The sequence below is a fragment of the Mycobacterium sp. OAS707 genome, assembly GCF_014873705.1.
Lineage (GTDB): Bacteria > Actinomycetota > Actinomycetes > Mycobacteriales > Mycobacteriaceae > Mycobacterium.
Genome location: NZ_JADBDS010000001.1, coordinates 972,856 through 999,580, shown reverse-complemented (window position 1 = coordinate 999,580; position 26,725 = coordinate 972,856). Strand labels below are relative to the sequence as shown.

At 66.6% G+C, this 26,725-nt stretch carries 30 protein-coding genes; 21 read left to right on the top strand and 9 right to left on the bottom strand.

The window, feature by feature from the left end; genetic code table 11:
• Window positions 1-104 precede the first annotated feature (104 nt).
• From GGC64_RS04915 to mnmA, 6 genes are all read left to right on the top strand, one after another.
• Window positions 105-506: a cupin domain-containing protein gene (locus GGC64_RS04915; RefSeq protein ID WP_192721304.1), complete on the top strand. Its 402-nt coding sequence runs from the start codon at window positions 105-107 to the stop codon at window positions 504-506.
• Window positions 503-1,156, top strand: coding sequence for a nitroreductase (locus tag GGC64_RS04910; RefSeq protein WP_192721303.1), 654 nt, complete (start codon window positions 503-505; stop codon window positions 1,154-1,156). Before GGC64_RS04915 ends, GGC64_RS04910 begins: the two co-directional genes overlap by 4 nt.
• 90 nt (window positions 1,157-1,246) lie before the next feature.
• On the top strand, window positions 1,247-2,095 hold the full coding sequence (locus GGC64_RS04905) for a GNAT family N-acetyltransferase (protein WP_192721302.1): 849 nt from the start codon (window positions 1,247-1,249) through the stop codon (window positions 2,093-2,095).
• Window positions 2,092-2,919, top strand: coding sequence for a 1-acyl-sn-glycerol-3-phosphate acyltransferase (locus GGC64_RS04900; RefSeq protein WP_192721301.1), 828 nt, complete (start codon window positions 2,092-2,094; stop codon window positions 2,917-2,919). Before GGC64_RS04905 ends, GGC64_RS04900 begins: the two co-directional genes overlap by 4 nt.
• A 47-nt stretch (window positions 2,920-2,966) precedes the next feature.
• Complete coding sequence (locus GGC64_RS04895; protein ID WP_192721300.1) at window positions 2,967-4,166, top strand: cysteine desulfurase family protein; 1,200 nt, start codon at window positions 2,967-2,969, stop codon at window positions 4,164-4,166.
• Window positions 4,163-5,230 carry a tRNA 2-thiouridine(34) synthase MnmA gene (mnmA, locus tag GGC64_RS04890; protein ID WP_192721299.1) on the top strand — a complete coding sequence of 356 codons (1,068 nt, stop codon included), beginning with the start codon at window positions 4,163-4,165 and terminating at the stop codon, window positions 5,228-5,230. Before GGC64_RS04895 ends, mnmA begins: the two co-directional genes overlap by 4 nt.
• A 13-nt stretch (window positions 5,231-5,243) precedes the next feature.
• Here mnmA and GGC64_RS04885 read toward each other — a convergent pair whose 3' ends face one another.
• Complete coding sequence (locus tag GGC64_RS04885) at window positions 5,244-5,888, bottom strand: sensor domain-containing protein (protein ID WP_192721298.1); 645 nt, start codon at window positions 5,886-5,888, stop codon at window positions 5,244-5,246.
• Between the two features lie 36 nt (window positions 5,889-5,924).
• Here GGC64_RS04885 and GGC64_RS04880 point away from each other — a divergent pair, with 36 nt between their 5' ends.
• The 5 genes from GGC64_RS04880 to GGC64_RS04860 all read left to right on the top strand — a co-directional run bounded on the left by GGC64_RS04880 (window position 5,925) and on the right by GGC64_RS04860 (window position 11,256).
• Entirely contained in the window at window positions 5,925-6,935 is a 1,011-nt protein-coding gene (locus GGC64_RS04880; protein WP_192721297.1) for a methionine synthase, read from the top strand.
• A 69-nt stretch (window positions 6,936-7,004) separates the two neighbouring features.
• The gene (locus GGC64_RS04875; protein WP_192721296.1) at window positions 7,005-7,493 is read left to right on the top strand and encodes an SRPBCC family protein; all 489 of its coding nucleotides are present in this window, start codon (window positions 7,005-7,007) and stop codon (window positions 7,491-7,493) included.
• Complete coding sequence (locus GGC64_RS04870; protein ID WP_369434969.1) at window positions 7,490-7,831, top strand: ArsR/SmtB family transcription factor; 342 nt, start codon at window positions 7,490-7,492, stop codon at window positions 7,829-7,831. Before GGC64_RS04875 ends, GGC64_RS04870 begins: the two co-directional genes overlap by 4 nt.
• Window positions 7,832-7,989: 158 nt before the next feature.
• Window positions 7,990-8,586, top strand: coding sequence for a hypothetical protein (locus GGC64_RS04865; protein ID WP_192721295.1), 597 nt, complete (start codon window positions 7,990-7,992; stop codon window positions 8,584-8,586).
• A 51-nt stretch (window positions 8,587-8,637) separates the two neighbouring features.
• Window positions 8,638-11,256: a LuxR C-terminal-related transcriptional regulator gene (locus tag GGC64_RS04860; RefSeq protein ID WP_370581977.1), complete on the top strand. Its 2,619-nt coding sequence runs from the start codon at window positions 8,638-8,640 to the stop codon at window positions 11,254-11,256.
• Between the two features lie 16 nt (window positions 11,257-11,272).
• Here GGC64_RS04860 and GGC64_RS04855 read toward each other — a convergent pair whose 3' ends face one another.
• Window positions 11,273-12,880: a 4-coumarate--CoA ligase family protein gene (locus GGC64_RS04855; RefSeq protein WP_192721294.1), complete on the bottom strand. Its 1,608-nt coding sequence runs from the start codon at window positions 12,878-12,880 to the stop codon at window positions 11,273-11,275.
• Between the two features lie 11 nt (window positions 12,881-12,891).
• Entirely contained in the window at window positions 12,892-13,296 is a 405-nt protein-coding gene (locus GGC64_RS04850; RefSeq protein WP_192721293.1) for an MmcQ/YjbR family DNA-binding protein, read from the bottom strand.
• A gap of 82 nt (window positions 13,297-13,378) precedes the next feature.
• Between GGC64_RS04850 and ligA the strand changes: the two genes are divergently transcribed.
• A complete protein-coding gene (ligA, locus tag GGC64_RS04845) occupies window positions 13,379-15,454 on the top strand; it encodes an NAD-dependent DNA ligase LigA (RefSeq protein WP_192722400.1) in 2,076 nt (691 codons plus the stop codon).
• 35 nt (window positions 15,455-15,489) lie between these two features.
• On the top strand, window positions 15,490-15,744 hold the full coding sequence (locus GGC64_RS04840; RefSeq protein WP_192721292.1) for a hypothetical protein: 255 nt from the start codon (window positions 15,490-15,492) through the stop codon (window positions 15,742-15,744).
• 6 nt (window positions 15,745-15,750) lie between these two features.
• Here the strand turns inward: GGC64_RS04840 and GGC64_RS04835 are convergent, their stop codons facing one another.
• Complete coding sequence (locus tag GGC64_RS04835) at window positions 15,751-16,404, bottom strand: amino acid-binding protein (RefSeq protein ID WP_192721291.1); 654 nt, start codon at window positions 16,402-16,404, stop codon at window positions 15,751-15,753.
• Between the two features lie 88 nt (window positions 16,405-16,492).
• Between GGC64_RS04835 and gatC the strand changes: the two genes are divergently transcribed.
• Genes gatC through GGC64_RS04820 form a run of 3 tightly spaced genes read left to right on the top strand, consistent with a single transcriptional unit; the run spans window position 16,493 to window position 19,320 of the window.
• Window positions 16,493-16,792: an Asp-tRNA(Asn)/Glu-tRNA(Gln) amidotransferase subunit GatC gene (gene gatC / locus GGC64_RS04830; RefSeq protein ID WP_192721290.1), complete on the top strand. Its 300-nt coding sequence runs from the start codon at window positions 16,493-16,495 to the stop codon at window positions 16,790-16,792.
• Window positions 16,789-18,270 (top strand): Asp-tRNA(Asn)/Glu-tRNA(Gln) amidotransferase subunit GatA, encoded by a 1,482-nt coding sequence (gene gatA / locus GGC64_RS04825; RefSeq protein WP_192721289.1) that lies wholly within the window; start codon window positions 16,789-16,791, stop codon window positions 18,268-18,270. The genes gatC and gatA overlap by 4 nt, the downstream gene beginning before the upstream one ends.
• Window positions 18,271-18,288: 18 nt before the next feature.
• A complete protein-coding gene (locus GGC64_RS04820) occupies window positions 18,289-19,320 on the top strand; it encodes an ATP-dependent 6-phosphofructokinase (protein WP_192721288.1) in 1,032 nt (343 codons plus the stop codon).
• 17 nt (window positions 19,321-19,337) lie between these two features.
• Here the strand turns inward: GGC64_RS04820 and GGC64_RS04815 are convergent, their stop codons facing one another.
• The gene (locus GGC64_RS04815) at window positions 19,338-20,216 is read right to left on the bottom strand and encodes a polysaccharide deacetylase family protein (RefSeq protein ID WP_192721287.1); all 879 of its coding nucleotides are present in this window, start codon (window positions 20,214-20,216) and stop codon (window positions 19,338-19,340) included.
• A gap of 64 nt (window positions 20,217-20,280) precedes the next feature.
• On the opposite strand from GGC64_RS04815, the gene GGC64_RS04810 reads away from it, so the two are divergent.
• Window positions 20,281-20,652, top strand: coding sequence for a MerR family transcriptional regulator (locus tag GGC64_RS04810; protein WP_192721286.1), 372 nt, complete (start codon window positions 20,281-20,283; stop codon window positions 20,650-20,652).
• 6 nt (window positions 20,653-20,658) lie between these two features.
• Here the strand turns inward: GGC64_RS04810 and GGC64_RS04805 are convergent, their stop codons facing one another.
• Together GGC64_RS04805 and GGC64_RS04800 are read right to left on the bottom strand one after the other, a co-directional pair.
• The gene (locus GGC64_RS04805) at window positions 20,659-21,009 is read right to left on the bottom strand and encodes a DoxX family protein (RefSeq protein ID WP_192721285.1); all 351 of its coding nucleotides are present in this window, start codon (window positions 21,007-21,009) and stop codon (window positions 20,659-20,661) included.
• Window positions 21,006-21,704: an NAD(P)-dependent oxidoreductase gene (locus GGC64_RS04800; RefSeq protein ID WP_192721284.1), complete on the bottom strand. Its 699-nt coding sequence runs from the start codon at window positions 21,702-21,704 to the stop codon at window positions 21,006-21,008. Before GGC64_RS04800 ends, GGC64_RS04805 begins: the two co-directional genes overlap by 4 nt.
• 74 nt (window positions 21,705-21,778) lie before the next feature.
• Between GGC64_RS04800 and GGC64_RS04795 the strand changes: the two genes are divergently transcribed.
• Together GGC64_RS04795 and gatB are read left to right on the top strand one after the other, a co-directional pair.
• Window positions 21,779-22,252 carry a MarR family winged helix-turn-helix transcriptional regulator gene (locus tag GGC64_RS04795; protein WP_192721283.1) on the top strand — a complete coding sequence of 158 codons (474 nt, stop codon included), beginning with the start codon at window positions 21,779-21,781 and terminating at the stop codon, window positions 22,250-22,252.
• A 23-nt stretch (window positions 22,253-22,275) separates the two neighbouring features.
• Window positions 22,276-23,778: an Asp-tRNA(Asn)/Glu-tRNA(Gln) amidotransferase subunit GatB gene (gene gatB, locus GGC64_RS04790; RefSeq protein ID WP_192721282.1), complete on the top strand. Its 1,503-nt coding sequence runs from the start codon at window positions 22,276-22,278 to the stop codon at window positions 23,776-23,778.
• Window positions 23,779-23,790: 12 nt separating this feature from the next.
• Here the strand turns inward: gatB and GGC64_RS04785 are convergent, their stop codons facing one another.
• Complete coding sequence (locus GGC64_RS04785; protein WP_225951166.1) at window positions 23,791-24,420, bottom strand: TetR/AcrR family transcriptional regulator; 630 nt, start codon at window positions 24,418-24,420, stop codon at window positions 23,791-23,793.
• A gap of 88 nt (window positions 24,421-24,508) precedes the next feature.
• Between GGC64_RS04785 and GGC64_RS04780 the strand changes: the two genes are divergently transcribed.
• Both GGC64_RS04780 and GGC64_RS04775 read left to right on the top strand, forming a co-directional pair.
• Window positions 24,509-25,249 carry an SDR family NAD(P)-dependent oxidoreductase gene (locus GGC64_RS04780; RefSeq protein WP_192721281.1) on the top strand — a complete coding sequence of 247 codons (741 nt, stop codon included), beginning with the start codon at window positions 24,509-24,511 and terminating at the stop codon, window positions 25,247-25,249.
• A gap of 5 nt (window positions 25,250-25,254) precedes the next feature.
• Window positions 25,255-25,572, top strand: coding sequence for a multidrug efflux SMR transporter (locus tag GGC64_RS04775; protein ID WP_192721280.1), 318 nt, complete (start codon window positions 25,255-25,257; stop codon window positions 25,570-25,572).
• A 13-nt stretch (window positions 25,573-25,585) separates the two neighbouring features.
• Here GGC64_RS04775 and GGC64_RS04770 read toward each other — a convergent pair whose 3' ends face one another.
• Window positions 25,586-26,707: a sorbosone dehydrogenase family protein gene (locus tag GGC64_RS04770; protein WP_192721279.1), complete on the bottom strand. Its 1,122-nt coding sequence runs from the start codon at window positions 26,705-26,707 to the stop codon at window positions 25,586-25,588.
• Between the last annotated feature and the right edge of the window lie 18 nt (window positions 26,708-26,725).

Sequence of the window (26,725 nt, the reverse complement as noted above, 5' to 3'; positions counted from 1 at the left end):
ACACCACGATGTTCGGGGGCTTTTGCGTGCAGCGGCATCGGGGTCGGCGAAGACTACGGACTTTCAAGGGTTCGGCCACGGGCCGTGACCGCGAGTCTGAACGTATGACTGATACCGCTGATCTGATGAAGGCCATCACGACGATCCAGACCGTCACGCCCCCGTTCATTCCCACCGACGCCGAGGTGATGACGTCGATCATCGAGTGGCCTGCCGGTAGCGCGGGAGCGCCGCCGCACCGCCACCCCGGCGGCCCGTCATTCGGCTACGTGCTGGAGGGCGAGATGCTGTTCGAGCTGGAAGGCGAAGCGCCGCGGGTGATCAAGGCCGGTGAAGCCTTCTGGGAGCCAGGCGGCGACGTAATCCACTATTCGGACGCCAACAACCGTTCAGATGTCCCGCTGCGGTTCCTCGTCACGATGGTGTGCACGCCGGGCGTGCCGATGCTCGTGGTGGTCGACGAGGAAGAACTCCAAGCGCGCAAAGACCGGCGGGTGCCGCGATGACTGAGTTCGATGACGTTGTCAGGCAACGTAATTCGACGCGCATGTTTCTGCGCGACAAGCCCGTTCCGCGCGAACTCATCGAGGAAGCCGTCGAGCTGGCGATGCGGGCACCGTCGAACTCCAACATCCAGCCGTGGCGCGTGTTCATCGCCTCGGGGCCGCGGCGGGACCGGCTGGTCGAGGCGCTTCTGGAGGAGGCCTCCGTCGACCTGCCGGTCACTACGGGCATTCCGGAGACGTTCCTGCCGCTTCGGCAAGAGCTCGGCGGCCTGGTTTACGGGTCCATGGGCATCGCACGTCATGACAAGGACGGCAGGCGACTGGCGCAGCTGCGCAACTGGGAGTTCTTCCGCGCGCCCGTCGGCGCCGTGGTGTGCATGCACCGCGACCTCGGGCTGGTCGACAGCCTCGGCGTCGGCATGTTCCTGCAGACGCTGGTGCTCGCGTTGACCGAACGCGGCCTCGGCACCTGCGTGCAGGTGTCGATCGCGGCGTATCCGGAGATCCTGCGCGCCCAACTGGGCATCCCGGATGACCTGACCGTGCTCTGCGGACTAGCGATCGGCTACCCGGACCCCGCGTTCGCAGGCAATAGCCTCTTCACCCCACGCAATCCGGTCGAGACGAACGTGGTCTTCCTCGATAGCTGACAGCGGGCCGCTTCAAGTCGTCACCTAGCGCTCACGGACACGTCACCGCCGCGATGCCATCCGGAGATGCGGCTACGCGACCGTGCAGCCATGAGCACTGCTTCTGTACTCATCGCCGCAGATCCGCCGACCCTTTCCTCAGACACCCCCCGCTACACCCTGCTGTTGACCACCGATCCTGCGCTCATCGAGGCTGCGCAGCGCCTCCGTCACGATGTGTTCACCTCCGAGCCGGGTTTCGAAGTGTCAGACGCGAGCCCCGGATTCGAAGCCGGCCGTGACGCCGATCGGTTCGACGAACACTGCGATCATCTGATCGTCCGCGAGGACAACTCCGGCGAACTCGTCGGCTGCTACCGGATGCTGCCGCCGCCGGGTGCGATCGCAGCCGGAGGTCTTTACACCGCAACGGAATTCAACGTCGGAGGGCTCGACACGCTGCGGCCGTCGCTGGTCGAAATGGGCCGTGCCGTGGTGCGTGAAGACCATCGCAACGGCGGTGTGGTGCTGCTGATGTGGGCGGGCATCCTGGCCTACCTGGACCGCTGCGGCTACGACTACGTCACCGGCTGCGTGTCGGTTCCCGTCCACGGTCCCGAGGACGCGGCGCCGGGTGCCCAGATCCGCGGCGTACGCGACTTCGTGCGGCGCAGGCACGCCGCACCCGAGCAGTACACCGTGTATCCGTACCGGCCGGTGACGGTCGACGGACGCGGACTCGACGACATCGAGCCGCCACGACGGGTCGGCGTGCCGCCGCTGATGCGCGGTTACCTGCGACTGGGCGCCCAGGTCTGCGGCGAGCCCGCCCACGACCCGGAGTTCGGCGTCGGCGACTTTCCCGCCCTGCTCGACAAGCGCAAGGCCGACGTCCGTTACCTGAAACGGCTGCGGTCGGTGGGGGCTGCGGCCGCCATGGCCGACGGGATGTCGTCATGACCGTCGAGCATTCCTGGGTGCCGCGCGCGACGTGTGACGCCAGCTGTGTGCACACCGACACCGCGGCCGGCCATTCGGTGATCGTCGCGTGGCGCATCGCTGTGCGGGCCACCTTCGCGGTCGTACTGCTTTTTGCGCTGCCGTTGCTGGCCATCCCGATGCCGGGCCGTTCGCATATCCAACGCGGTTACTGCCGGATGATGTTGCGCTGTCTCGGTGTGCGAATCACGGTGTCCGGCGGGCCTATTCGCAACCTGCGCGGCGTGCTGGTGGTCAGTGGCCATGTGTCCTGGGTGGACATCTTCGCGATCGGCGCCGTGATGCCGGGCTCGTTCGTCGCCCGCGCCGACCTCATCGACTGGCCAGCCCTTGGCGTCCTGGCCCGCATCATGAAGGTCATCCCGATCGACCGGTCCAGCCTGCGACGCCTGCCCGACGTGGTGAGCACGGTCGCGGGCAGGCTGCGCGCCGGCCACACCGTGGTCGCGTTTCCCGAGGGGACAACCTGGTGCGGGCTGGCCTACGGCCCGTTCCGCCCCGCCATGTTCCAGGCGGCCGTCGACGCGGGCAGGCCTGTGCAGCCGCTGCGGTTGACCTATCAGGATCGCGAGGGCCGGCCCTCGACGCTGGCCGCCTACGTCGGCGACGACACCCTGATGACGTCGATCCGCCGTCTGGTCACGGCCCGACGGACGGTGGTCCACGTGCAGGTCGAGTCGCTGCAGTTGCCGGGCGCATCCCGTCGTGATCTGGCGGCGCGCTGCGAGGCGGCGGTCCGCGGAGACACGGCGCGGCGCAGTCACGGGCACGCCCTGGTGGCCTGACCTCGGATTCGGGCCTGCCAGTCCGTGGCCGCTAGCATGGACTGGTTATGACCTCTCACAAGACGGTCTACCTCGATCACGCCGCCACCACCCCGATGCACCCCGCTGCCATCGAGGCGATGACGGCTGTGCTCGCGACCGTCGGCAACGCGTCGTCGCTGCACGGCACGGGCCGGGTGGCGCGCCGTCGGATGGAGGAGGCCCGCGAGTCGCTGGCGCAGTTGCTCGGCGCGCGGCCGTCGGAGGTGATCTTCACCGCGGGCGGCACCGAGAGCGACAACCTCGCCGTCAAGGGCATCTACTGGGCCCGCCGCGACGCCGAACCCCGGCGCCGCAGGATCGTCACCACGCCCGTCGAACACCACGCGGTCCTGGACGCGGTGCAGTGGCTCGCGGAACACGAGGGCGCCGAGGTCACCTGGCTGCCGGTTGGCGATGACGGCTCCGTCTCACCAGCCGATCTGCGGGACGCGTTGCAGGCCAACGACGACGTCGCGCTGGTGTCGATCATGTGGGCTAACAACGAGGTCGGCACCATCCTGCCGATCTCCGAATTAGCAACCATCGCAGCGGAATTCGGCGTGCCGATGCACAGCGACGCGATCCAGGCCGTCGGGCAGATCCCTGTCGACTTCGCGGCGAGCGCCCTGTCGGCGATGAGCGTCGCATCCCACAAGTTCGGCGGCCCGACCGGCGTCGGCGCCCTGCTGCTGCGGCGTGACACCAGTTGTGTGCCGCTGCTGCACGGCGGCGGTCAGGAGCGCGACGTGCGTTCCGGCACACCGGATGTGGCAGGTGCGGTCGCGATGGCCGCTGCCGCGAAGGTGGCGATCGAAGGCCTCGCCGCCAACAGTGCGCGTGTGCAGCAGCTGCGCGACCGGCTGATCGACGGTGTCCTTTCGGCGATCGACGACGTGTATCTCAACGGCGCTGCCGGTGACGCGCGGCTGCCCGGCAACACGCACTTCACCTTCCGCGGCTGCGAAGGAGATTCGCTGCTGATGCTGCTCGACGCCAAGGGTGTCGAGTGCTCGACGGGTTCGGCGTGCACCGCAGGCGTCGCACAGCCGTCACACGTATTGCTGGCGATGGGCGCCGATCCGGCCAGTGCACGCGGATCGCTGCGATTGTCGTTGGGTCACACCAGCACCGAGGCCGATGTCGACGCCGCGTTGGCTGTCCTGCCGGCCGCCGTCGATCGTGCCCGCCAGGCGGCGCTGGCCAGCGCGGGAGCTGCCGAACAATGAGGGTGCTCGTCGCGATGAGCGGCGGCGTCGACTCCTCGGTCGCCGCCGCGCGGATGGTGGACGCCGGCCACGACGTCGTCGGCGTGCATCTGGCGTTGTCTGCGGCTCCGGGCACGCTGCGCACCGGGTCGCGCGGCTGCTGCTCGAAAGAGGACGCCGGTGACGCTCGCCGCGTCGCCGATGTGCTCGACATCCCGTTCTACGTCTGGGATTTCGCCGACCGCTTCTCCGAAGACGTCATCGACGACTTCGTGGAGTCCTATGCGCGCGGCGAGACACCGAACCCGTGCGTGCGGTGTAACGAGCGAATCAAGTTCTCCGCGTTGGCCGCCCGCGCGTTGGCCCTGGGTTTTGACGCCGTCGCCACGGGTCACTACGCACGGTTGACCGACGGCCGCCTTCGCCGCGCCGTCGACGCCGACAAAGACCAGTCGTACGTGCTGGGCGTGCTGACCGCCGAGCAGTTGCGGCATGCGGTGTTCCCGATCGGTGACACCCCCAAGCCGCAGATTCGCGAGGAAGCAGCGCGTCGCGGCCTGGCGGTGGCCGAAAAGCCGGACAGCCATGACATCTGCTTCATCCCGTCGGGGGACACCCGCGCGTTCCTCGGCGCCCGCATCGGCGTGCGGCGCGGCGCGGTCGTCGACTCGGGCGGCACGGTGCTCGCCGAACACGATGGCGTGCACGGTTTTACGATCGGACAGCGCAAGGGACTCGGCATCGCGGGCCCCGGCCCGGATGGATTGCCCCGCTACGTCACCGGAATTGACGCCGAGACCGGAACCGTGCGCGTCGGTGGCAAGGCCGAGTTGGACGTGTGGACGCTCACGGGCGAGCGGCCGGTGTTCACCTCCGGCGTTGCACCGGACGGACCGGTGGAGTGCGACGTGCAGGTGCGGGCACACGGCGGCATCGTCGACGGCGTGGCCGAACTGCACGACGGGCGTCTGGTCGTCGATCTGCGTGCGCCGCTGCGCGGGGTGGCGCCGGGGCAGACGATGGTGCTCTACCGTCGCGACCCCGACGGTGACGAGGTCATCGCCAGCGCGACAATCACGCGCTAGCTCGCGCGCCGAGCTAGCCGGGCACCTTCGCCAGCATGTTCGTCAGCACGATCTCGGGCACCGAATCCGGGAACGCGCACGAGGTGACCTCGACCAAGACGACGCTCTTCACCCGATAGTCGCGGCCGCAGCCATTGCCTGGCCGCATCTGCAGTGAATCCGGTGACGCGGTCCAGTCGCCGACGAACATCGCACCCAACGGTGTGGAGGCGCAGCCGTCGGCAAGTGCAACCAAGCCTTCGAAGGCACGTCGGGCCGTCGCGGGATCACGGTAAGCCGCCGCGCCCTCGGAGATCAGCCCGCCGCGGGGTGGGTTCTGAAACGTCGTCTTGTGAAATTCCTCAACGTCGAATCCGAATATCTGCGTCTCTTCGAAGACCCATTGGCATTGCGGGGGAGTGGTTTTCGCGAGCTGGTCGATGTCGACGGGGGACTTGCCGTCCATGCTCGGGATGATCGTCAAGTCGTCGCCGGCCCCGGTGATGGCCCGCATCTGCGACTGGTCCAGCATCACCGTCTCGACATCGACCGGCGACCGGGATCCGTCGTCGATCTCGGGCGCTGCCCGCAGCGCACGGCCACCGACCGTCTGCGCACAGCCCGCGGCCACCAGGACAGCCGCACAGCAGACCGTCAGCGGTCTCGGCCATACGGGCATGCGGCCAGGCTATCCGGATCGAATATCGTCAAACGAGTGAGTGTTTTCGCCGCAGCGACCGGGATCGGGTCTTGGCCGGGGTCGTCGCCGCGCGAAGCCGCCGAGATCGTCATCGGCGAGCTGCATACGCTGCCCCATCTGGTCGAATTGCCTGCCCGCGGCGTCGGGGCCGACATGATCGGGCGGGCAGGCGCACTGTTGGTCGACATCGGCATCGACACGGTGCCACGCGGGTATCGCATCGCCGGCGGCCGTAGTTCCGCTGCGCGCAGGGCCGCCAGCCTGCTCGATGAGGACGTCGACGCGCTCGAAGAGGCGTGGGAGAAGGCAGGCTTGCGCGGGGGGGCGCGCACCGTGAAGGTGCAGGCGCCGGGGCCCATCACGCTTGCCGCTGCCCTCGAGCTCTCCGGCGGTCACCGCGCGATCACCGACGCCGGCGCGCTGCGGGACCTGGCAGGCTCGCTTGCCGAGGGATTGGCGGTGCATCGCGCGCAGCTCGAAAAGCGCCTCGAAACTCCCGTCGTGGTGCAGTTCGACGAGCCGTCGCTGCCTGCTGCGTTGGAGGGCAGGTTGACCGGGGTGACCAGCCTGACGCCGGTGCACCCGGTCGACGAGTCGGTGGCAATCGGACTGCTGGACGACTGCGTATCCGTCGTCGGTGGTGAGGTCGCACTGCACAGCTGCGCTGCTGGGCTGCCATGGAAGGCGTTGCAGCGCAGCAGTATTCGTGCGGTGTCGGTCGACGTCGGCACGCTGACTGCTGCCGACCTCGACGGGGTTGGCGACTTCGTGGACTCCGGGCGCACAGTGATGCTCGGCGTCGTCGCGCCGACCGCTCCGGAAATGCGGCCGTCGGCGGAAGAAGTGGCGAAGGCCGCGGTAGCGGTCACCGATCGCCTCGGCTTCGCACGCTCGGTTGCACGCCAACGCATCGGCATCACGCCCGCGTGCGGACTGGCAGGCGCCACCCCCCAGTGGGCGCGCATCGCGGTCGAATTGGCGCAGAAGGCCGCCGACGCGTTCGCCGACGATCCGGACGCGATCTGATAAAAGCAACCAAAAGGTTGCGCTTCGATCCGCGTCGCGATACCGTGATAGGCAACCAGGAGGTTGCACATGAGTATGGATCGAATCGAAAAAGACGTTGTTCTGCGGGCATCGCTTGCCCGCGTGTGGCAGGCGATCAGCAACGCCGACGAGTTCGGCCAGTGGTTCGGAGTCCGGTTGGACGGCCCATTCACCGAAGGCGCGTCGGTCACCGGGGTGATCACGCCGACGACAGTCGACGAGGACGTCGCCCGTAGGCAGCAAGAGCATGCGGGAAAGACGGACACCTGGCAGATCGTCGCGATCGAACCGCAGCGCCGCTTGGCGTTCCGCTGGCATCCGTATCCCGGAGAGGCCGACGGATCCGAGCAGCCGACGACGTTGGTCGAGTTCACCCTCGCCGAGACCGAGGGCGGTGTGTTGCTGCGCATCGTCGAATCCGGTTTCGACCAGATTCCGGCCGAGCATCGGGCGTCGGCCTTCGAGGGCAACAGCGAAGGCTGGGCCAAGCAGACCGAACTCGTGAGCAAATATTTGGCGCTCAGCGAGAAGGTGTGAGCACGTCAGCGGCCGGGGTTCATGCGGAGCCGCTGTCCCCGGTTTTCAATGCGCTCGGCGATCCGAATCGGCTGCGCATTGTCACGCGCTTGTGCGACGGCGGGCCGTGTTCGACGACACAAGTCACGCAGGTGATGTCGGTCAGCAGGCAGGCGGCGACCAAGCATCTGTTGTTGCTGGAGGCGGTGGGCCTGGTGAGCAGCGAACGCCATGGCAGGGAACGTATCTGGCGGATCGAACCCAAACCCCTCGGCGATGCGAGCGACTACCTCACGGCGCTGTCGAGACGCTGGGACGCCGCCATTGACCGGTTGCGTGCTTACGTCGAAGACGAATAGCACGGCTAACGTAAATTTGCATGCATTCTGCGAAGCTCTGGCTCGACGGGGCATGGGCATGCAAGAATTCAGTCCGCACGCCTCTGCAAATCTTTGCCACTCGCAGGAGAGGAACTGTGGCCCCACCGAGCATCCGCCTAACGGCAGGTGTTGGAGTCGTGGCCGCATGCCTTTTCGTCGGCGGGCCCTGTGCGGCCGTCGCGTTTGCCGACCCTGGTGGCGGGCATTCCGGCCGCTCCGACAACAACAGCAGAAGCGGATCGAGCGGAGGTTCGCGGGGCTCGGATTACAGCGACACCGTGCGCAGCGGTGGCGGTAGTGGGGCCACCGACAGCCGTCCGTCGAGCAGAGTGGGTTCGGGCCGCGAATCCGGTACGTCCCAGGAGCGGCCCAGCAACGACTACAGCCCGGACCCGCGAGGAGAAAGCAGGTCGCCGAAGGTGACCTTCGGCGACGGTCGGACACCCGGGGTCCAGGGCCACGAGCCCGGACCACGCTGGGGCTGGGATGCCCCGCAGCCGCCCCCGCCGCCCCCGCCGCCGCAGATCATCACCGTGCCGCTGAATCCGCCGAGCGTCGCCCCCGTGGACACCCACCCCGGCGTGGTCCAGCAGTTGGTGGCGCCAACGGCGGGAGTCGCAGACCCGCTGTGGGGCGTCGCCGGGCTGCTGCTGATACCCGCCGCGGGCGCCGTCCTCGGCTACCGGCAGGCGCGAGGCGCGCACGCGGCGGCGGAACTAGGTCGCCACCCGTAGCTAGCGGTCAACTCGCTGCGCAGGCATTGCCCGCGCTTCTACGCTGCATTCGTGCGCTTTGCGTGGCCGTTGACGGGCCGCTCCGAAGAGATGCGGATCATCGATGTGGCGCTGTCTGCCGCGCATGTGTCCGGGATCGTGGTCGCCGGGGCGGCCGGCGTCGGGAAGAGCCGGATCGCGCGCGACGCGCTGTCGGCGGCAGCCACCCGTGGCCACGTGGTCCGATGGGCGGTTGGCACATCGTCGGCCCGCACGCTTCCGCTCGGTGCGTTCGCCGCGTGGGCGCCTTCGGCCGTCGCGGACCAACTCGAGCTCGTGCGCGGCGTGGTCGATGCATTGACGTCGTCCCCGCCGGGCAGCCGCGTCGTGCTGGGAATCGACGACGCGCACCTGCTCGACGACCTGTCTGCGTTCGTACTGCATCAGATTGTCCAGCGCCGCGCCGCCAAGGTGGTTCTCACCGTCCGCGACGGTGAACCGATTTCCACAGCGGTGCAAGAGCTCTGGAAGAGCGGCCAATTCGACCGGCTCGACCTGCAGCCGCTGTCGCGCGCCGAAACGACGGAGTTGCTGTCAGCGACGCTCGGCGCTTCCGTGGACCACGATGCCGCCGAACGGTTGTGGAAGCTGACGCGCGGCAATGTTCTGTACCTGCGCAACATCGTCGAGCAGGAAACAGGTGACGGGCGCCTTGCACTCCAGCGCGGATACTGGCGTTGGAGCGGTGATCCGATCCTGCCGAACAGCCTGATCGAACTCATCGAGTCGCGATTCGGCGCGCTATCGGACGCCGTGTGCGATGTTCTCGACATCGTCGCGGTGGGCGAGCCGATCGATCTGGCTGCACTGGCGCGGATCACCGATCGGCAAGCGGTCGAGGAGGCGGAGACACGCGGCCTCGTCACGCTCGACCGCGGCGACGAAGGCGTGGAAGTGCGTGCGGCGCACCCGCTCTACGCCGAGTTGCGACGCAGCAGAGCCCCATCGTCGCGGTTACGACGCTTGCGGGGATTGCTTGTCGCCGAACTGGCGACGGGTGACAAGGACGACATCCGTCTGGTGGTGCGTCGCGCGGCGTTGAGCCTCGATTCGGACCTGGAACCGGATGCGGACCTGCTTGTCACCGCCGCGCAGGGCGCCGTGTGGCTGGCGGACCTGCCGCTGGCTGAACGGCTGTCCGATGCCGCGATTCGAGCAGGAGGTGTCGCGGAAGCGAACTTCGTTCGCGCGCACGCATTGTCGTGGCTCAGCCGCGGCGAGGAAGCCGACAGCGCACTTGTCGACATCCCGACGGACGGCTTCACCGACAAGGACCGTGCGCGCGTTGCGTTTCTGAGGGCGACGAACATGTTGTGGACACTCGCCGATCCCGGCCGCGCGAAGCAGCTGATAGACACGGTGGCATCCACCGTGGCAATTTCAGGACGGGCCTGCGTCGATGCGTTTCTGGCCGCGTATTGGGCGGCGATGGGCAAGCCGAAGGCCGCACTGAAAGCGGCGGAAAGCGTTGTCCTGGAGCAACTACCGACCACCGTCGGCGCGGTAACCGCTTGGGCGATCACCGCCGCATCGGGCGACAGCGGGCGTCTCAACGAGGCGCTGGCCGCCGCCGATGCCGGCTACGCAATCGTCCGTCGGTCCTACGAGGCCGCGCACATGCGATTCGTCATCGCCGATGCTCACATCGGCGCGCTGGTGCTGTCGGGTCAAATCGCACAAGCCCGTGACGCCGCCGATGTGCTGAGCCGTCAAGCCGCCGACCTCCCAGGCGCGGCAAGGCTATTCAGTGGGGCGGTAGCGGCCCGCGCTGTGCTGGGGGCGGGCCGAGTCGAGAGCGCGGCTGCGATGCTCGAGCCAACCGTCGAGGCGTTGATCGGTTCGGGTGAGACCAACGGCTGGAGCTACCGGTATCAGCTCCCGCGCGCCACCGCGCTTGCGATCCGCGGTTCGCGCGACGAGGCCGACGCAGCACTTCTGGCCTCGGAGGAGTCGCGACATCCGAGCTGGGGATGTCTGGACTACGAGTACGCGCTTGCCAGGGCGTGGGCGGCCGCCGGCCATGGAGCGATCAGCGAAGCCATCGCACTGGCCTTGAATGGTGCTGAAATAGCAAGGGAGAATTCGCAATTCGCGGCTGAGGTGATGTGCCTGCAGACCGTGACACAGTTTGGGGATCGTTCGGGCGCGGCGCGTCTGCGCGAACTCGAAGACCTGGTCGAAGGTCCCCGGGTCGGCCTGGCTGCGAGATTCGCCGCGGCGCTGACCGCGTTCGACGCTTCGGGCCTCGAGGCGGTTTCGGATGCATACGAACAGATGGGTGACGTGATAGCCGCCATCGACGCGGCCGCCCTTGCCGCCGTCGCGCATCGACGCGACGGTAAGGGAGGTTCGGCTTACGGGTGCGCGTCGCGGGCGGCCATGCTTGCCGAAAAGTGCGGCGGCGCGGTCACCCCGGCGCTGCGCAGGGCAGAGGAGCGGTCACCACTGTCGGATCGCGAGCGCGAGATCGTCGCGCTGATCGGAGAGGGGTTGTCCAATCGCGCGGTCGCCGCTCGACTGAGCCTTTCGGTTCGGACCATCGAGGGCCACATGTACCGGGCGATGGGAAAGACGGGCACGGCCAGCCGCGACGAGCTCGTGGCGCTGATGCGACAGCACTCCTCGAAGTAGCTTCTGTCGAATCTGTCTAGCTCGTACGCAAGTCCTTGCGCAGGATCTTGCCGGACGCGGACTTCGGGATCGCGTCGATGAACGCGACCTGACGCACCTTCTTGTACGGAGCGACCTGGCCTGCGACGAACTCCATCACCTCGGCCTCGGTCAGCTCGGCGCCGGATTGCTTGACCACGAACGCTTTTGGCACCTCTTCGCCTTCGGCATCGTTGACCCCGATGACCGCGGCGTCGGCGATCGCGGGATGCGAGAGCAGCACCGCCTCGAGTTCGGCGGGCGGCACCTGGTAGCCCTTGTACTTGATCAGCTCCTTGAGCCGGTCGACGATGTACACACAGCCGCAGGCGTCGACCTGCGCCAAATCGCCTGTGTGCAACCAGCCGTCGTCATCGATGGTCTCATGCGTGGCCTGCTCGTTGCCGAGGTAGCCGGCCATCACATTGGGCCCCTTGAACCACAGTTCGCCGGTCTCGCTGAGACCCTCTGCGGGAAGCTCGATTTCGTCACCGGTCTCTGGATGGATCAGCTTGGATGCCGCATTGGACACCGTCCAGCCGACGGAGCTCAACGGGGCAACCATGCCCATGTTCTGCTCGCCGCCGTCGAACGGCGTGATGTGACTGACGGGGCTCAGCTCGCTCATCCCGTAGCCCTGCACCACCCGGCAGCCCAGCCGCTTCGCGACGGCATGACCGAGGTCGGCATCCAGCGGAGCGGCGCCGGACATCACGACGTTCAGCGATGACAGGTCGTACTCGTCGATCAGCGGATGTTTGGCCAGCGCGACGGCCACCGGCGGCGCGATGAACGCGATCGTGCACTTGTGGTCGGCGATGTTGCCGAGGAAGTCGCCGAGGTCGAAGCTCGGCATCACCACCAGCCGGGCCCGGGCGTGCAGCGCGGCGTTGAGCAGAACCGTCATTCCGTAGATGTGAAAGAACGGCAGCACCGCGAGGACCACGTCGTCGGGGACCATGCCGTGCAGCGGCCTGATCTGTGCGACGTTGGCCACCAAGTTGCGGTGCGTCAACATCACGCCCTTGGGGTTGCCGGTCGTGCCGGAGCTGTAGGGCAGCGCGGCCAGATGCGCTGACGGCGCGAAGCTCACGTCCGGCGCGGGCAGCCCGTTCGCCATCAGGTCGGCGCCGTTCGGATGTCCCGTTGCGTCCTGTCCCTCGCCGTCGAGCACCACCAGATCGGCGTCCGGTATGCCGGCTGCCGCCGCACCCTCTTTGGCCTGGGCCAGCAGCGCCGTGACCGTCACGAGCATTTTGGCGTTCGAGTCGGTCAACTGCTTGGCGATGTCCTTGGCGGTGAACAACGCGTTGATCGTGGTGGCTGTCGCGCCTGCCCGCAGGATGCCGTGAAAGGCCACCGCGAAACCGGAACTGTTCGGGGACAGCAGGCCGACGACGTCGCCGACACCGATGCCTCGGCCGGCCAGCGCGCCTGCGAACGCCTCTATGCGCCCGATCATCTCGCGGTAGGTGGTCTCCCGGCCGGACTTGGCGTCGACGAGCGCGACGCGATCGAGGTCGGCGTCGGCGATGTCGCCGAACAGGAAGTCGTAGACGCTCGTCGACGGGATGTCGACTTCGGGAAAGGGGCTGGCGAAACTCAAGGTGCCTCCGATCAGACTTCGTCGAGCTGTTTGACCAGTTTCTTCGGTGCGATCAACCGGAATGACGCATCGACGAGCTCATGCACCTCGTCCCAGTCGACTTTCTTGCGTGCCGTGAAGTCCATACCCAGCCAGCCGAACGGCCCCATGTAGGCCGGGAAGAAGAAGCGGGTGTCTTGTTCGAGAGCCTTGCGATCGCTGTCATCGACCTTGACCAGGATGGAGTAGGGGTATTGCTGGTACTCGCCCTTGACGCCGGTTTTGGCGCTTCCGCCGTACATGACGAACATCTTCGGCGCGCAGAACACCGGTCTGCCCCAGGAGATCTTCTCGAAGGCGCCCGGGAAGCCAAGGCAGATCTTTCGCACTTCCGCCAGCCCGAGGTCGTCGTCTCGGAACATGATCGGGTGCGGCATGGGAGCCAGCGTAACCGCTGCCGTTCGGGTGTCGGCCTGCTCGGATAGCCTCACCAGAGTGAGTCCGAAGAAGCCGGAAACCGTGCTTGCCGAGCAGGCCGACGAAGCCCCCGATGCCGACCTTCGCCGCCGCTGGCAGGAACTCGCCGACGAGGTGCGCGAGCATCAGTTCCGGTACTACGTGCGCGACGCGCCGATCATCTCCGACGCTGAGTTCGACAAGCTGCTGCGCGAACTACAGGGGCTCGAGGACGAGCATCCGGAACTCCGGACTCCGGACTCGCCGACGCAACTGGTCGGCGGGGCGGGGTTCGCCACCGACTTCACCCAGGCCGAGCACCTCGAACGGATGCTGTCGCTGGACAACGTCTTCTCGCCCGACGAATTGGCTGCCTGGGCCGCGCGGACCAAGAGCGAGATCGGCGAGAAGGCGCACTACCTGTGCGAGCTGAAGATCGATGGGGTCGCGCTGGCGCTGGTGTACCGCGACGGCAGGCTGGAGCGCGCCGCAACCCGCGGCGATGGCCGCACCGGTGAGGACGTCACGCTCAACGCGCGCACCATCGACGACGTGCCGGAGAAGCTCACTGGTTCCAAGGAGTTTCCGGTGCCTGCCGTCCTCGAGGTGCGCGGCGAGGTGTTCTTCAGGGTCGCCGATTTCGAGGACCTCAACGCCGGCCTGGTCGCCGACGGCAAGCCGCCGTTCGCGAACCCGCGCAACAGCGCCGCGGGCTCGCTGCGGCAGAAGAATCCAGCCGTCACCGCCCGGCGCAAGCTGCGGATGATCTGCCACGGCCTCGGCCACGCCGAGGGTTTCAAGCCCAAGTCGTTGCACGACGCCTATCGCGCGCTGGCGTCGTGGGGACTGCCCGTCTCCGAACACACCGCCCGCGTGCAGGGCATCGACGCGGTCACCGAACACATCGCCTACTGGGGTGAACACCGCCACGACGTCGAACACGAAATCGACGGTGTGGTGGTCAAAGTCGACGAGATCGCATTGCAGCGCAGGCTCGGCTCTACGTCGCGGGCACCACGCTGGGCGATCGCCTACAAGTACCCGCCGGAAGAGGCCACCACCAAGCTGCTCGACATCAAGGTCAACGTCGGACGCACCGGTCGCGTCACCCCGTTCGCGTTCATGGAGCCCGTCAAGGTGGCCGGTTCGACGGTCAGCCAGGCCACTCTGCACAACGCGTCGGAGGTCAAGCGCAAGGGTGTGCTGATCGGCGACACCGTGGTCATCCGCAAGGCCGGCGACGTGATCCCCGAGGTGCTCGGCCCGGTCGTCGATCTGCGCGACGGCACCGAACGCGAATTCATCATGCCAACAACGTGTCCCGAGTGCGGCACCACGCTGGCGCCTGCCAAGGAGGGCGACGCCGACATCCGCTGCCCGAACACCCGTTCGTGCCCGGCGCAGTTGCGGGAGCGGGTGTTTCACGTCGCAGGCCGCGGAGCTTTCGACATCGAGGGCCTCGGTTACGAGGCGGCCGTCGCGCTGCTGCAGGCCGGCGTCATCACCGATGAGGGCGACCTGTTCACCCTCGGCAGCGGCGACCTGCTGCGGACCGAGCTGTTCAAGACGAAGAGCGGTGAACTCTCCGCAAACGGCAAGCGGCTGCTGGTGAATCTGCATGAAGCCAAGTCGAAGCCGCTGTGGCGAGTGCTCGTGGCGTTGTCGATCCGGCACGTCGGGCCGACGGCTGCGCGCGCACTGGCCACCGAGTACGGCAGCCTCGAGGCGATCATGGCGGCGTCGGAGGCGGAGTTGTCGGTGGTCGAGGGTGTCGGCCCCACCATCGCCGCTGCCGTCGTCGAATGGTTCACCGTCGACTGGCATCGCGCGATCATCGACAAGTGGCGCGCCGCCGGGGTCCGGATGGCCGACGAACGTGACAGCAGCGTCGAGCGCACACTTGAGGGCCTGTCGATCGTCGTCACCGGATCGCTTCCCGCGTTCTCCCGCGACGACGCGAAGGAGGCCATCGTCGCGCGCGGCGGCAAGGCCGCCAGCTCGGTGTCGAAGAAGACCGCCTATGTGGTGGCCGGTGATTCACCCGGGTCGAAGTACGACAAGGCCGTCGAACTCGGGGTGCCGATCCTCGACGAGGACGGCTTCCGCAGGCTGTTGGAGAGCGGGCCCGACGGCGTCTGAGTTTGTCTGCCGGATCGACCGGGCACCCGCGTCCTATGGCGATATGCGATACCTGCGGCAACCACTACGACAAGTCGTTCACCGTGACCTTTCACGACGGCCGCACCGCGACGTTCGACAGCGTCGAATGCGCTGCGGTGCAACTGGCCCCGGAGTGTTTGCACTGCGGCTGCCGGATCCTCGGGCACGGCATCGAGACACCCGACGGGATCTTCTGCTGTGCGCATTGCGCGCGTAAGGACACCAATGCCGATGTCAACGACCGCTATCCGGTGCCCGCCGGGGCCTGAGGCGAGTCAGCCCAAAATCGTCGCGACGATCCCGGCCAGGTAGCCGAGCCGGGCCACCTCCGACGGCCGGAACTGCGGGCCGCCCGGGCGTCCCAGCACGACGGCGGTGCGGTGGTCACCCAGCGGCGCAGCCGCCAGCGTGGTGTCCATGTCCCGCCACAGCTGGGGCACCCACTCGTCGTCGAGCGCTTTCGCGTGGTCGAGTGGCAGCCACGGAGTTTCGGCAGCCTGCGTTTCGGGAGCGCCCCGGCTGCCGACGACGCGCTTGGGACCCGATTCGGTCAGCTCGATCACCGTGCACCAGCCGACGCGCAGCACGCGCGGGGCCTCGTCGACGAGCACCTGCAATCGCTTTTGCTTGCCGTCGGCGGCGGCCACATGGTCGATGAGCTCCAGCTCGCGGTGTGCCTCGAGCAGTCCGGTGTGCGGGCGAATGGCGTCGACGTACACACCGTTGAGGTTTTCGGCCGCGGTGATCAGCATGTCGGGCATCGCCCCGGCCGGTACTTCGACCACCAGATCGTCGATCGCGTATCCGGCAGCGCGTTCGACGACGTCGAGGGACAGGATGTCGGCACCCACCGAGCCGAGCGCCACGGCTAGTGAGCCGAGGCTGCCCGGGCGATCCTCCAGCTGGACCCGCAGCAGATACGAAGGCACGCGCACACTGTTCCACAGCACCAGCGGCTCAGCATTCCGGCCACATGGCTCGCAGGTGCGGCCGCGGCGGTGACTAGGCTTGCCTGTCGTGTCCCAGATCTCCCGAGACGAGGTTGCCCACCTGGCGCGGCTCGCGCGCCTGGCGCTGACCGATGACGAGCTCGACAGCTACGCCGGCCAGTTGGACGCCATCCTCGGCCACGTCAGCCAGATCCAGGCCGTCGACGTCACCGGCGTCGAAGCCACCGACAACCCGCTGAAGGACGTCAACGTCTTCCGCCCCGATGTCGTTGAGCCGTGCCTGACCCAGGAGCAGGCGCTTGCCGAGGCGCCGAAGTCGGCCGAGGGCCGGTTCGCGGTGCCGCGGATTCTGGGGGAGGCGGAATGACCGAGCTGATTCGGCTGTCGGCCGCCGAGCTCGCGGGCAAGATCGCAGCCAAAGAGGTGTCGTCGGTTGAGGTCACGCGGGCGTGCCTGGACCAAATTGCCAAGACCGACGAGAAATACCACGCGTTTTTGCATGTGGCAGAGGACAAGGCGCTGGCTTCGGCAGCTGCCGTCGATGAAGCCGTCGCCGCGGGCGAGTCGCTGCCGTCGGCGCTTGCCGGTGTGCCGCTGGCGTTGAAAGACGTCTTCACCACCACCGATATGCCGACGACTTGCGGGTCGAAGATTCTCGAGGGTTGGACGTCGCCGTACGACGCCACGGTCACGGCACGGTTGCGCGCGGCGGGCATCCCGATCCTCGGCAAGACGAACATGGACGAGTTCGCGATGGGTAGCTCCACCGAGAACTCCGCCTACGGTCCGACCCGCAACCCGTGGAACGTCGACAGGGTGCCCGGCGGCTCGGGCGGCGGCAGTGCCGCAGCGCTTGCGGCATTCCAGGCGCCGCTGGCCATCGGGTCGGACACCGGTGGGTCGATCCGTCAGCCCGCAGCGCTGACGGCGACCGTCGGGGTGAAGCCCACCTACGGCACGGTGTCGCGCTACGGGCTGATTGCGTGCGCGTCCTCGCTGGACCAGGGCGGGCCGGGTGCGCGCACGGTGCTCGACACCGCGCTGCTGCACGCGGTGGTCGCCGGGCACGACGCGAAGGATTCGACGTCGGTCGAGGCCGAGGTGCCTGACGTGGTCGCCGCCGCGCGCGCCGGGGCGTCCGGTGACCTCAAGGGCTTGCGGATCGGTGTGGTCAAGCAGTTGCGCGGCGACGGCTATCAGCCCGGTGTGCTCGCGTCGTTCAACGCGGCGGTCGAGCAGTTGACGGCACTGGGCGCAGAGGTCAGCGAGGTGGACTGCCCGCACTTCGATTACTCGCTGCCGGCGTACTACCTGATCCTGCCGTCGGAGGTGTCGTCGAACCTGGCCCGATTCGACGCGATGCGCTACGGACTGCGCGTCGGCGACGACGGCACGCACAGCGCCGAAGAGGTGATGGCCATGACGCGGGCTGCCGGTTTTGGCCCAGAAGTCAAGCGCCGCATTATGATTGGCGCATATGCGTTGTCGGCGGGGTACTACGACGCGTACTACAACCAGGCGCAGAAGGTGCGCACGCTGATCGCGCGTGACCTTGACGAGGCCTACCAAAAGGTCGATGTGTTGATCTCGCCTGCGACCCCGACCACCGCCTTCCCGCTGGGGGAGAAGGTGGACGACCCGCTGGCGATGTACCTGTTCGACCTGTGCACGCTGCCGCTGAACCTGGCGGGGCACTGCGGGATGTCGGTGCCCTCGGGTCTTTCGCCGGACGACAACCTGCCGGTCGGTCTGCAGATCATGGCCCCTGCGCTGGCCGACGACCGGCTCTATCGGGTGGGCGCTGCATATGAAGCTGCCCGAGGTCCGCTGCCAACCGCGATCTGACAGGGGAGGATGGGGGATATGCGCATCGGAGTTCTCACCGGAGGCGGCGACTGTCCTGGCCTGAACGCGGTCATCCGCGCGGTGGTGCGGACATGCGACGTACGCTACGGATCCTCGGTAGTCGGCTTCCTGGACGGGTGGCGCGGTCTGCTTGAAGACCGCCGCGTGCAGCTCAAAAACGACGATCGCAACGACCGTCTGCTGGCCAAGGGCGGCACCATGCTCGGTACCGCGCGCGTCAACCCCGACAAGTTGCGGGCCGGTCTGCCGCAGATCAAACAGACACTGGAAGACAACGGCATCGACGTACTGATCCCGATCGGCGGCGAGGGCACGCTGACGGCGGCGCACTGGTTGTCGCAGGAGAACGTGCCAGTGGTCGGGGTGCCGAAGACCATCGACAACGACATCGACTGCACCGACGTGACATTCGGACACGACACCGCACTGCAGGTTGCGACCGAGGCGATCGACCGGTTGCACAGCACCGCCGAGTCGCACCAGCGCGTGATGCTGGTCGAGGTGATGGGCCGTCACGCCGGCTGGATCGCATTGAATTCGGGGCTGGCGTCCGGCGCGCACATGACGCTGATTCCCGAGCAGCCCTTCGACGTCGAAGAGGTGTGCCGGCTCGTCAAACAGCGCTTCGTGCGCGGAGATTCGCACTTCATCTGCGTGGTCGCCGAGGGCGCCAAGCCCGCCGAGGGCACGATGAAGTTGCGGCAGGGTGGCACCGACGAATTCGGACACGAAAAGTTCACCGGCGTGGCCGCGCAGCTGGCCGTCGAGGTGGAGAAGCGGATCAAGAAAGACGTTCGCGTGACCGTTCTCGGCCACGTGCAACGCGGTGGCACGCCAACGGCTTACGACCGGGTGCTGGCCACTCGCTTCGGTGTCAACGCCGCCGACGCTGCGCACGCAGGCGAGTACGGAATGATGGTGTCGTTGCGCGGCCAGGAGATCGGCCGGGTGTCATTGGCCGACGCGACCCGTCAGCTGAAGCTGGTGCCGCAGGGCCGCTACGACGACGCCGCCGAATTCTTCGGCTGAGTTCTTTCGCGCGAGCGTCAAGCGCACTCCGCTGACCCAGCGAGTGTCCGGGCGTAGTGGTCCGCTATTTCGTCGGCCGTGGTGATCCACACACCTGGGTGGTTGACGACGTAATCGAGTGCCTGGTCCAGATACTTCCGGCGGAAGGCCTGCCCGATGACGAATGGATGCAACGCCAGCGCCATCACCCGGCCGCTGCCGATGGAGTCTTCGTAGAGCTGGTCGAGCTGGTCCTTGACGATCTGCACGAAGTCGGACCCACTGAGGCTCTTGCCGACGAAGAGCCCAATATCGTTGAGCTCCACCGAATACGGGACGCTGAGCATCCCCGGCACAGACAGCGGGTACGGCTGGTCGTCATTGGTCCAATCGAGTACGTACTGCAGGCCGAGGTCGGCAAGGAGTTGTGGGGTGTGAAACGTCTCAGTCAGCGCGGGCCCCAGCCATCCCCGTGGACGGCGGCCGGTCGCTCTCTCGATGGTGTCGACCACGTCAGTGAGATAGCCGCGTTCGGCGTCGATTGTCATGTCGGCCTGCAGCGTGGAGTTGTTCTTGCCGTGCGCCAGCCATGCCCAGTCGCGGGCCTGCCCGGCATGGATGATCTGCGGATAGCGTTCGGCAACATCGGAGTTGAGCAACACGCTGGGTCGGATGCCGTATCGGTCGAAGCTCTCGATCATCCGCCAGATGCCGACCCTCGTCCCGTAGTCGCGCCAGCCGTAGTTCAACGGATCGGGAACCAGGTTCGAGGTGTCGGAGTAGATGCTCGTCGCTGGTCTGTCGACGTTGAAGTGCTCGACGTTGAGCCCGACATAGAACGCGACCCTCGCATCGTGGGGCCACTGCAGTGCTGGCCGCTCAACAATGGGGGAGTACGCGAAGAGTTGGTTGTCCATGCCTCTATGCTCAAACCTTCACACCTATGTGAGGGTCAAAGAGTCGTCGTGTGAGGTGCACCACATGCGGATAGGTGAGCTTTCCCAACGTACTGGAGTTTCCCGTCGGCTTCTGCGCTATTACGAAGAGCAGGGACTGATCGCTGTCGCACGCTGCGCCAACGGCTATCGCGACTATGACGCGCGCCTGGTCGATCAAGTGATCCAGATCCGGGGCCTGCTCGTAGGCGGACTGCCGACGCGGCTGATCAAGCAGATACTTCCCTGCCTGAAGACCCCGCGCGACATTCACTTCGCTGAAGCGTCGCCGGAGATCATCGCGACGTTGGAGCGCGAGCGCGACCGCATGACCGAGCGCATCGATTTCTTGACGCGCAACCGCGACGCCATCGTCGAATATCTGAATGAGTTGCGGAAATGTGCTGCTCCCCAATGATTTCAGCTATGGCAGTGCCAGAGCAAGCGCCGCCACGTTGAGGCCCAGAAATCCGATCGCGAGCCCGAACTGCGCCCCGTAATCACTTGCCCGGATGTGCGTATAGATGGCGCAGACGAAGAACAGCACCAATCCGATCGCCGCGCAAACACCGAGTGGGCGAAACACCAGTCCGGCCACTAGTCCCAGTGCGCCAAGCGTTTTCAGCGTTCCGATGGGAAAGGTCAGCCACGAGACGGGGACGCCTGCCTTCGCCATGCCCGGCATGATCGGCTGAAAGTGCAGCAGCGCCGCGGTCCCTGAGAATCCATTCGCGGCGATGGCGGTCAGTGTGACGACGAGGTAGGCGGTCGTCATGAGGCACTCTTGAACGCTTCTCGGCGGATCATCTGCCACATCGTCGGCGTGCCCTCGGTGGTGGAGACGACAACGGTCTTGCCCGCGGGGGATGCATCGTAAGCCAAGGCGATCAGGTAATCCGCCAAGTCGATACGAGCAGTGAACCCGCCGATCGGATCTACCTCGCCTGCAACGTAATTCGTGACCTCAGGCCGGTCGAACAGCCCCGACGGCCGTACGACGGTCCAGTCCAGGCCGCTCGCCCGCACGATGTCCTCCATGCGGCGTTGATCGTCATACGTGGTCTTGCCGATGGTGCGCGTGATCACCGGTTCGAAGATCCGCAACGACATCGGTGTATCGATCCGGTTCGGGTAGTGGTATGCGCCAGTCGAACTCACCACGACCAGTCGGCGGACCTCTGTCGATCGCATCGCGTCGACGATGTTGCGCACGCCGACCGAGTACGTGTCGATCGGTCGGGTGCTGAACGGCACGCCCAACGTGGACACCACTGCATCGGCGCCGCGCAGGACGTCGGAAAGTGATGACGGGTCGCGCACGTCGGCGCGGGCGACCGTGAGGTGCGGATCGGCGATCGGGAAGTCATCCGGATGCCGCGTGACGGCGACGACGGAGTGCCCCGTGTCGAGGGCCTGCCGGGTCACCAATCTGCCGGTCTGGCCGTTCGCGCCGAAAACCACGATGCTCATCGCTCCTCCTAATTGATCTACAACCGTGATTATCACTCTACGTGACTATCATCCGCAGTGCTAATGTCAAGCGCATGGCCGACCGCGAAGCCGGTATCGCCGGACTCCACCAGCGCATTCCGTTCCTGCTTTCGCAGCTCGGCGTGCACCTCGCCGAAGATTTCGTGCATCGACTGGAGCCGTTGGGCGTCGAACCACGGGCGTACGCGGTGCTCAAGGCGTTGAGCGAAGACGACGGGCGATCGCAGCGCGAACTGTCGACCCAACTGGGCATCCACCGCAACGTGATGGTGACCGTCGTCGACAAGCTGGAAGGCGACGGGCTGGTCAAGCGCATGCCGCACCCTGCGGACCGGCGTGCGTTCGCGGTGACGCTGACCGACAAAGCCCGCGAGCTACTGCCGAAACTGGACGCACAGGGCAGCGCGCAGGAAGACGAGATCACCGCATCGCTGACTGACGCCGAACGCCGCTCTGTGTTGGATTACCTGCAACGGATGTCGAGCACGGCGGGTCTGATCCCCGGTGTGCACCCCAAATTGGGCTAGCACGCTGCCACTAGGATCGAGCCATGACGATCGCCGCTGCTGAACTGGTCGACTACGACGACGTCGTCGCACGCTACGAGCCGGTGCTCGGCCTCGAGGTGCACGTCGAACTGTCCACCGAAACCAAGATGTTCTGCGGCTGTGCCAACAAGTTCGGCGCCGAACCCAACTCCCAGGTGTGCCCGGTGTGTCTCGGACTCCCGGGGTCGCTTCCGGTGCTCAACCAGACGGCGGTGGAGTCGGCCATCCGCATCGGGTTGGCGCTCAACTGCGAGATCGTGCCGTGGTGCCGGTTCGCGCGGAAGAACTACTTCTATCCGGACATGCCGAAGAACTATCAGATCAGCCAGTACGACGAGCCGATCGCGATCAACGGCTACCTCGACGTCCCGCTCGACGACGGAACCACCTGGCGGGTCGACATCGAGCGGGCCCACATGGAAGAGGACACCGGCAAGCTCACCCACCTTGGCAGCGACACCGGCCGCATCGAGGGCGCGACGACATCGCTTATCGACTACAACCGTTCCGGTGTGCCGCTGATCGAGATCGTCACCAAGCCGATCGAGGGCACCGGCTCGCGTGCCCCGGAGATCGCCCGCGCCTACGTGACCGCTCTGCGGGACTTGTTGCGCGGCTTGGGTGTTTCCGATGTGCGGATGGATCAAGGCTCGATGCGTTGCGACTCCAACGTCTCGCTCAAGCCGACGGGTCAGCAGGAGTTCGGCACCCGCACCGAAACCAAGAACGTCAACTCGCTGAAGAGCGTTGAGGTGGCGGTCCGCTACGAGATGCGCCGTCAGGCAGCCGTTCTCGATTCGGGTGGCCGAGTTCTGCAGGAGACCAGGCACTTTCACGAGGACGGCTACACCTCGCCGGGTCGCAGCAAGGAGACCGCGCAGGACTACCGCTACTTCCCCGAGCCGGATCTGGAGCCCGTCGCACCCGATGCGGGGCTGATCGAACGACTGCGGGGCACCATTCCCGAACTACCGTGGTTGCAGCGCAAGCGAATTCAAGAGGACTGGGGCATCTCCGACGAGGTGATGCGCGACCTGGTCAACACCGGTGCGATCGAATTGATCACCGCCACCGTCGCACACGGTGCGTCCAGCGACTCGGCCCGCGCATGGTGGGGAAATTACTTGGTGCAGAAAGCCAATGAAGCAGGCGTCGAACTCGACGCGCTCGCCATCACCCCCGCGCAGGTGGCCGCGGTGGTCAAGCTTGTCGATGAGGGCAAGCTGTCGAACAAGCTGGCGCGCCAGGTCATCGAGGGTGTGCTGGCCGGCGAGGGCGAGCCCGAGCAGGTGATGAAGGATCGCGGGCTCGAGGTCGTGCGCGACGACTCGGCGCTTCAGAGCGCCATCGACGAGGCGCTGGCCGCCAACCCGGACGTGGTCGCAAAGATCCGCGGCGGCAAGGTGCAAGCGGCCGGCGCGATCGTCGGCGCGGTGATGAAGGCGACCAAGGGTCAGGCCGACGCCGCGCGAGTGCGCGAACTGGTGCTCGCGGCTTGCAGCTGAAGGCGTGAACGTCTAGCGGTGTACCCCTTGACCAACGAGCCCGTCCCACGCGGAAATCGCCGACTCGGCGACGGCCGAAAGCTTTGATCGATCAGCGCCGTCGCGCGCCTGAATTGCCATGCCCTGGTTGACCGCACTGTAGAACGCGGCGATCGTCGCGGCATCGGCGCCTGCCGGGACGTCACCCTCGGCGATGCCGCGTTCGATGCGTTCTCGAAAGTCGTGCTCGGTGGCGATGCGCCACTCGGCGAGGTGCGCGTGCACGGCCTTGCTCTGCTCGGTGTAGGTGGTCGCGGTCAGCACGATCATGCACCCACTCGGCTTGTCCGGTGTGGTGTAGAAGATCGCGCTCTGGTGCAGAAACCCGCCGATCGCTTCCTTGGCAGTGGGTAGTTCCCGCAACGCCTTGACCGCGTCGACGCCTTCGGTTTCGTTGTAATAGGCGACCGCTTCTCGGAACAGCGCCTCTTTGCAACCGAACGCCGCATACAGACTCGGCGAGTTGATTCCCATCGCTGATGTCAGGTCCGAGATCGACGCGCCCTCGTAGCCGTGTTTCCAGAAGACCTCCATGGCCTGGCGCAGGGCATGAGCGCGGTCGAAACTGCGTGGCCTGCCGCGAGCCGCCATGTCACACCCCATTTCTGTATCGAACGACACGAAATCTATTGACGAGCGTACCCTGGCGTGAGTAATTATGTATCGAACGACACAGAAAGGAAGAATGCGAATGTCGGAACTCACAGGCAAGGTGGCGTTGGTGACCGGCGGCAGCCGGGGGATCGGAGCGGCGATCGCCGCGCGGTTGGCCGAACTCGGTGCGGACGTGGCCATCACATACGCCCAGTCGAAGGAACGCGCCGACGAGGTCGTCAACGTCATCGCGGCGCACGGCAGCCGTGGGTTGGCCATCAAGGCCGACAGCGCGGACGCGCACGACGTGGTCTCTGCCGTCGGACAGGTCGTCGATGAGTTCGGCCGTCTCGACGTTCTGGTGAACAACGCCGGCGTCTTCCCGTTCGGGCCGATCGAGGATGTTTCACTCGAAGAGATCGACCGCACGCTTGGCATCCATGCCCGCGCGGTATTTCTGGCCAGTCAGGCCGCGGTGCAGCACATGACCAATGGCGGTCGAATCATCAGCATCGGCAGCAATCTCGCTGAGCGCGTGCCGTTTTCGGGTGTCACCCTCTACTCGATGAGCAAGTCCGCGCTCATCGGCTTCACCAAGGGCTTGGCCCGCGACCTCGGTGAGCGCGGGATCACCGTGAACCTCGTGCAACCCGGGTCCACCGACACCGATATGAATCCCGCGCACGGCCCGACCGCCGACGGTCAGCGTGAACTCTCTGCGCTCGGGCAGTACGCCGATCCGACGGACATTGCCAACACAGTCGGTTTCCTCGCGGGCTCAGGCGCGCGGATGATCACCGGTTCGGTGGTCACCGTCGACGGCGGCACGAACGCCTGATCGCGATGCCATGGCTGCTCCTCGTCGGCGCCGGTCTGCTTGAAATCGTCTGGGCCACAGCGCTCAAGCACTCGTACGGGTTCACCCGGCCCTGGCCAAGCGCGATCGGCGTCGGCGGGGCGGTGGCAAGTTTCATCTTGCTCGCGCTCGCGCTGAGGCATCTGCCCGCGAGCACTGGCTATGCGGTGTGGGTCGGCATCGGCGCGGTCGGCGTCGTGATCGCAGGCGTGGTCCTGTCCGGTGAAACCGTCAGCGCGGCGCGGGCCCTGTTCCTGTCACTCATCGTCGTAGGGATCGTCGGGCTGCGCCTCGTCGAGAGCTGAAATCCGTTGCGCCTTAAGTGTTGTCGGCGTTGCTGCGCGGGAAGCCGCCGCCCTGCGGGAACAGCGGGAAGACGACGTCGTCGAGCTTCTCGGCGTCACCGGAAGTCTTGTTGACCGTGGCGCCCCACACGTTGCCGTCGGGCGCCAGTTGCAACGCCCACGCGTGACCGTGCTGATCCTGGCGGACCACTTCGGGTTCGCCGGTCACGGCGCCGGTGTCAGGTGCCAGCCGAACTGCGACCGTCTGCTTGGTGTTGACGAGATTCACGAGCACGGTGCCGTCGAGCGCCGCGCAGCCCGCTACGCCCGGACGGTCAGGCCACGTCCACACCGTCGACACCTTGGAGTCCTTGGTGATTCGCTGTAGTCGATCGGCGGTCGGGCTGCGGTCGGTGACATACAGGGAACCGTCCGACGGGTCGATGCACAGGCCGCCGCCCGCGCCCAACCCGGACAGCGCGGTGGTCTGCGGCGCTTGATTGATCGTGGTCGGTTGCTCGATGCGAAGCAGCTTGCCGGCCAGCGAGCCCGGGTCACCCGCCTGCGCGGCATTGCCCGCGTCACCGGTGAGCACGTCCAGCGTCGTCGGACTCGTGAAGATCAGCGCGCCGGTGTTACCGGTCGGACCCTTGGGAATGCCGGTCAGAATCGGTTTCGGAACGTCGCCGTCGGCGATGCGGATGACCCGATTGTCGGTGGGGGTGCTGACGTAGGCGTACATCAGCCGGTCCTGCGAGTACGTCGGCGACAGCGCAATGTCCATCAAGCCGCCGTCACCGGACGGATCGACCGGGATCACCAACTTGACCTTGGGTTCGGCGTGGGTCGACACCTCCTTGACCGCGCCGGTGGTCCGCTCGGCCACGAGCGCCGACTGGCTGTCGGGAAGCATGATCAGCCCGCTGGTGCTCTCCAGGCAGCCCTGCATGACGCCGGGCGCCGGGCATGCCTTCGGAAACGGCTTCGGCGGCAGCGGCGGCGGGGGCGGCGGGGTCGACGAGGGACCCGGCTTGAGTTCCGGTTCGGTGGTGAACGGCTGCGACTGCGCCTCATCGAAGCGGGCACATCCGGAGCCGACGAGCAACGCCGCACACAGCAGGACGATCACACCCCGCATGGGCCGGCGTCGTGTCATGCAGGCCAGGTTACGGAT

Coding starts and splice junctions, on each gene's coding strand:
- gatB (WP_192721282.1), top strand. CDS start 22,276: ATGACGATCGCCGCTGCTGAACTGGTCGACTACGACGACGTCGTCGCA.
- GGC64_RS04775 (WP_192721280.1), top strand. CDS start 25,255: ATGCCATGGCTGCTCCTCGTCGGCGCCGGTCTGCTTGAAATCGTCTGG.
- GGC64_RS04850 (WP_192721293.1), bottom strand. CDS start 13,296: ATGCCGCACCCGATCATGTTCCGAGACGACGACCTCGGGCTGGCGGAA.
- GGC64_RS04915 (WP_192721304.1), top strand. CDS start 105: ATGACTGATACCGCTGATCTGATGAAGGCCATCACGACGATCCAGACC.
- GGC64_RS04905 (WP_192721302.1), top strand. CDS start 1,247: ATGAGCACTGCTTCTGTACTCATCGCCGCAGATCCGCCGACCCTTTCC.
- GGC64_RS04780 (WP_192721281.1), top strand. CDS start 24,509: ATGTCGGAACTCACAGGCAAGGTGGCGTTGGTGACCGGCGGCAGCCGG.
- gatA (WP_192721289.1), top strand. CDS start 16,789: ATGACCGAGCTGATTCGGCTGTCGGCCGCCGAGCTCGCGGGCAAGATC.
- GGC64_RS04910 (WP_192721303.1), top strand. CDS start 503: ATGACTGAGTTCGATGACGTTGTCAGGCAACGTAATTCGACGCGCATG.
- GGC64_RS04895 (WP_192721300.1), top strand. CDS start 2,967: ATGACCTCTCACAAGACGGTCTACCTCGATCACGCCGCCACCACCCCG.
- GGC64_RS04900 (WP_192721301.1), top strand. CDS start 2,092: ATGACCGTCGAGCATTCCTGGGTGCCGCGCGCGACGTGTGACGCCAGC.
- GGC64_RS04770 (WP_192721279.1), bottom strand. CDS start 26,707: ATGACACGACGCCGGCCCATGCGGGGTGTGATCGTCCTGCTGTGTGCG.
- mnmA (WP_192721299.1), top strand. CDS start 4,163: ATGAGGGTGCTCGTCGCGATGAGCGGCGGCGTCGACTCCTCGGTCGCC.
- GGC64_RS04785 (WP_225951166.1), bottom strand. CDS start 24,420: ATGGGGTGTGACATGGCGGCTCGCGGCAGGCCACGCAGTTTCGACCGC.
- GGC64_RS04815 (WP_192721287.1), bottom strand. CDS start 20,216: ATGGACAACCAACTCTTCGCGTACTCCCCCATTGTTGAGCGGCCAGCA.
- GGC64_RS04795 (WP_192721283.1), top strand. CDS start 21,779: ATGGCCGACCGCGAAGCCGGTATCGCCGGACTCCACCAGCGCATTCCG.
- GGC64_RS04840 (WP_192721292.1), top strand. CDS start 15,490: ATGGCGATATGCGATACCTGCGGCAACCACTACGACAAGTCGTTCACC.
- GGC64_RS04875 (WP_192721296.1), top strand. CDS start 7,005: ATGAGTATGGATCGAATCGAAAAAGACGTTGTTCTGCGGGCATCGCTT.
- GGC64_RS04810 (WP_192721286.1), top strand. CDS start 20,281: ATGCGGATAGGTGAGCTTTCCCAACGTACTGGAGTTTCCCGTCGGCTT.
- GGC64_RS04800 (WP_192721284.1), bottom strand. CDS start 21,704: ATGAGCATCGTGGTTTTCGGCGCGAACGGCCAGACCGGCAGATTGGTG.
- GGC64_RS04820 (WP_192721288.1), top strand. CDS start 18,289: ATGCGCATCGGAGTTCTCACCGGAGGCGGCGACTGTCCTGGCCTGAAC.
- GGC64_RS04805 (WP_192721285.1), bottom strand. CDS start 21,009: ATGACGACCGCCTACCTCGTCGTCACACTGACCGCCATCGCCGCGAAT.
- GGC64_RS04885 (WP_192721298.1), bottom strand. CDS start 5,888: ATGCCCGTATGGCCGAGACCGCTGACGGTCTGCTGTGCGGCTGTCCTG.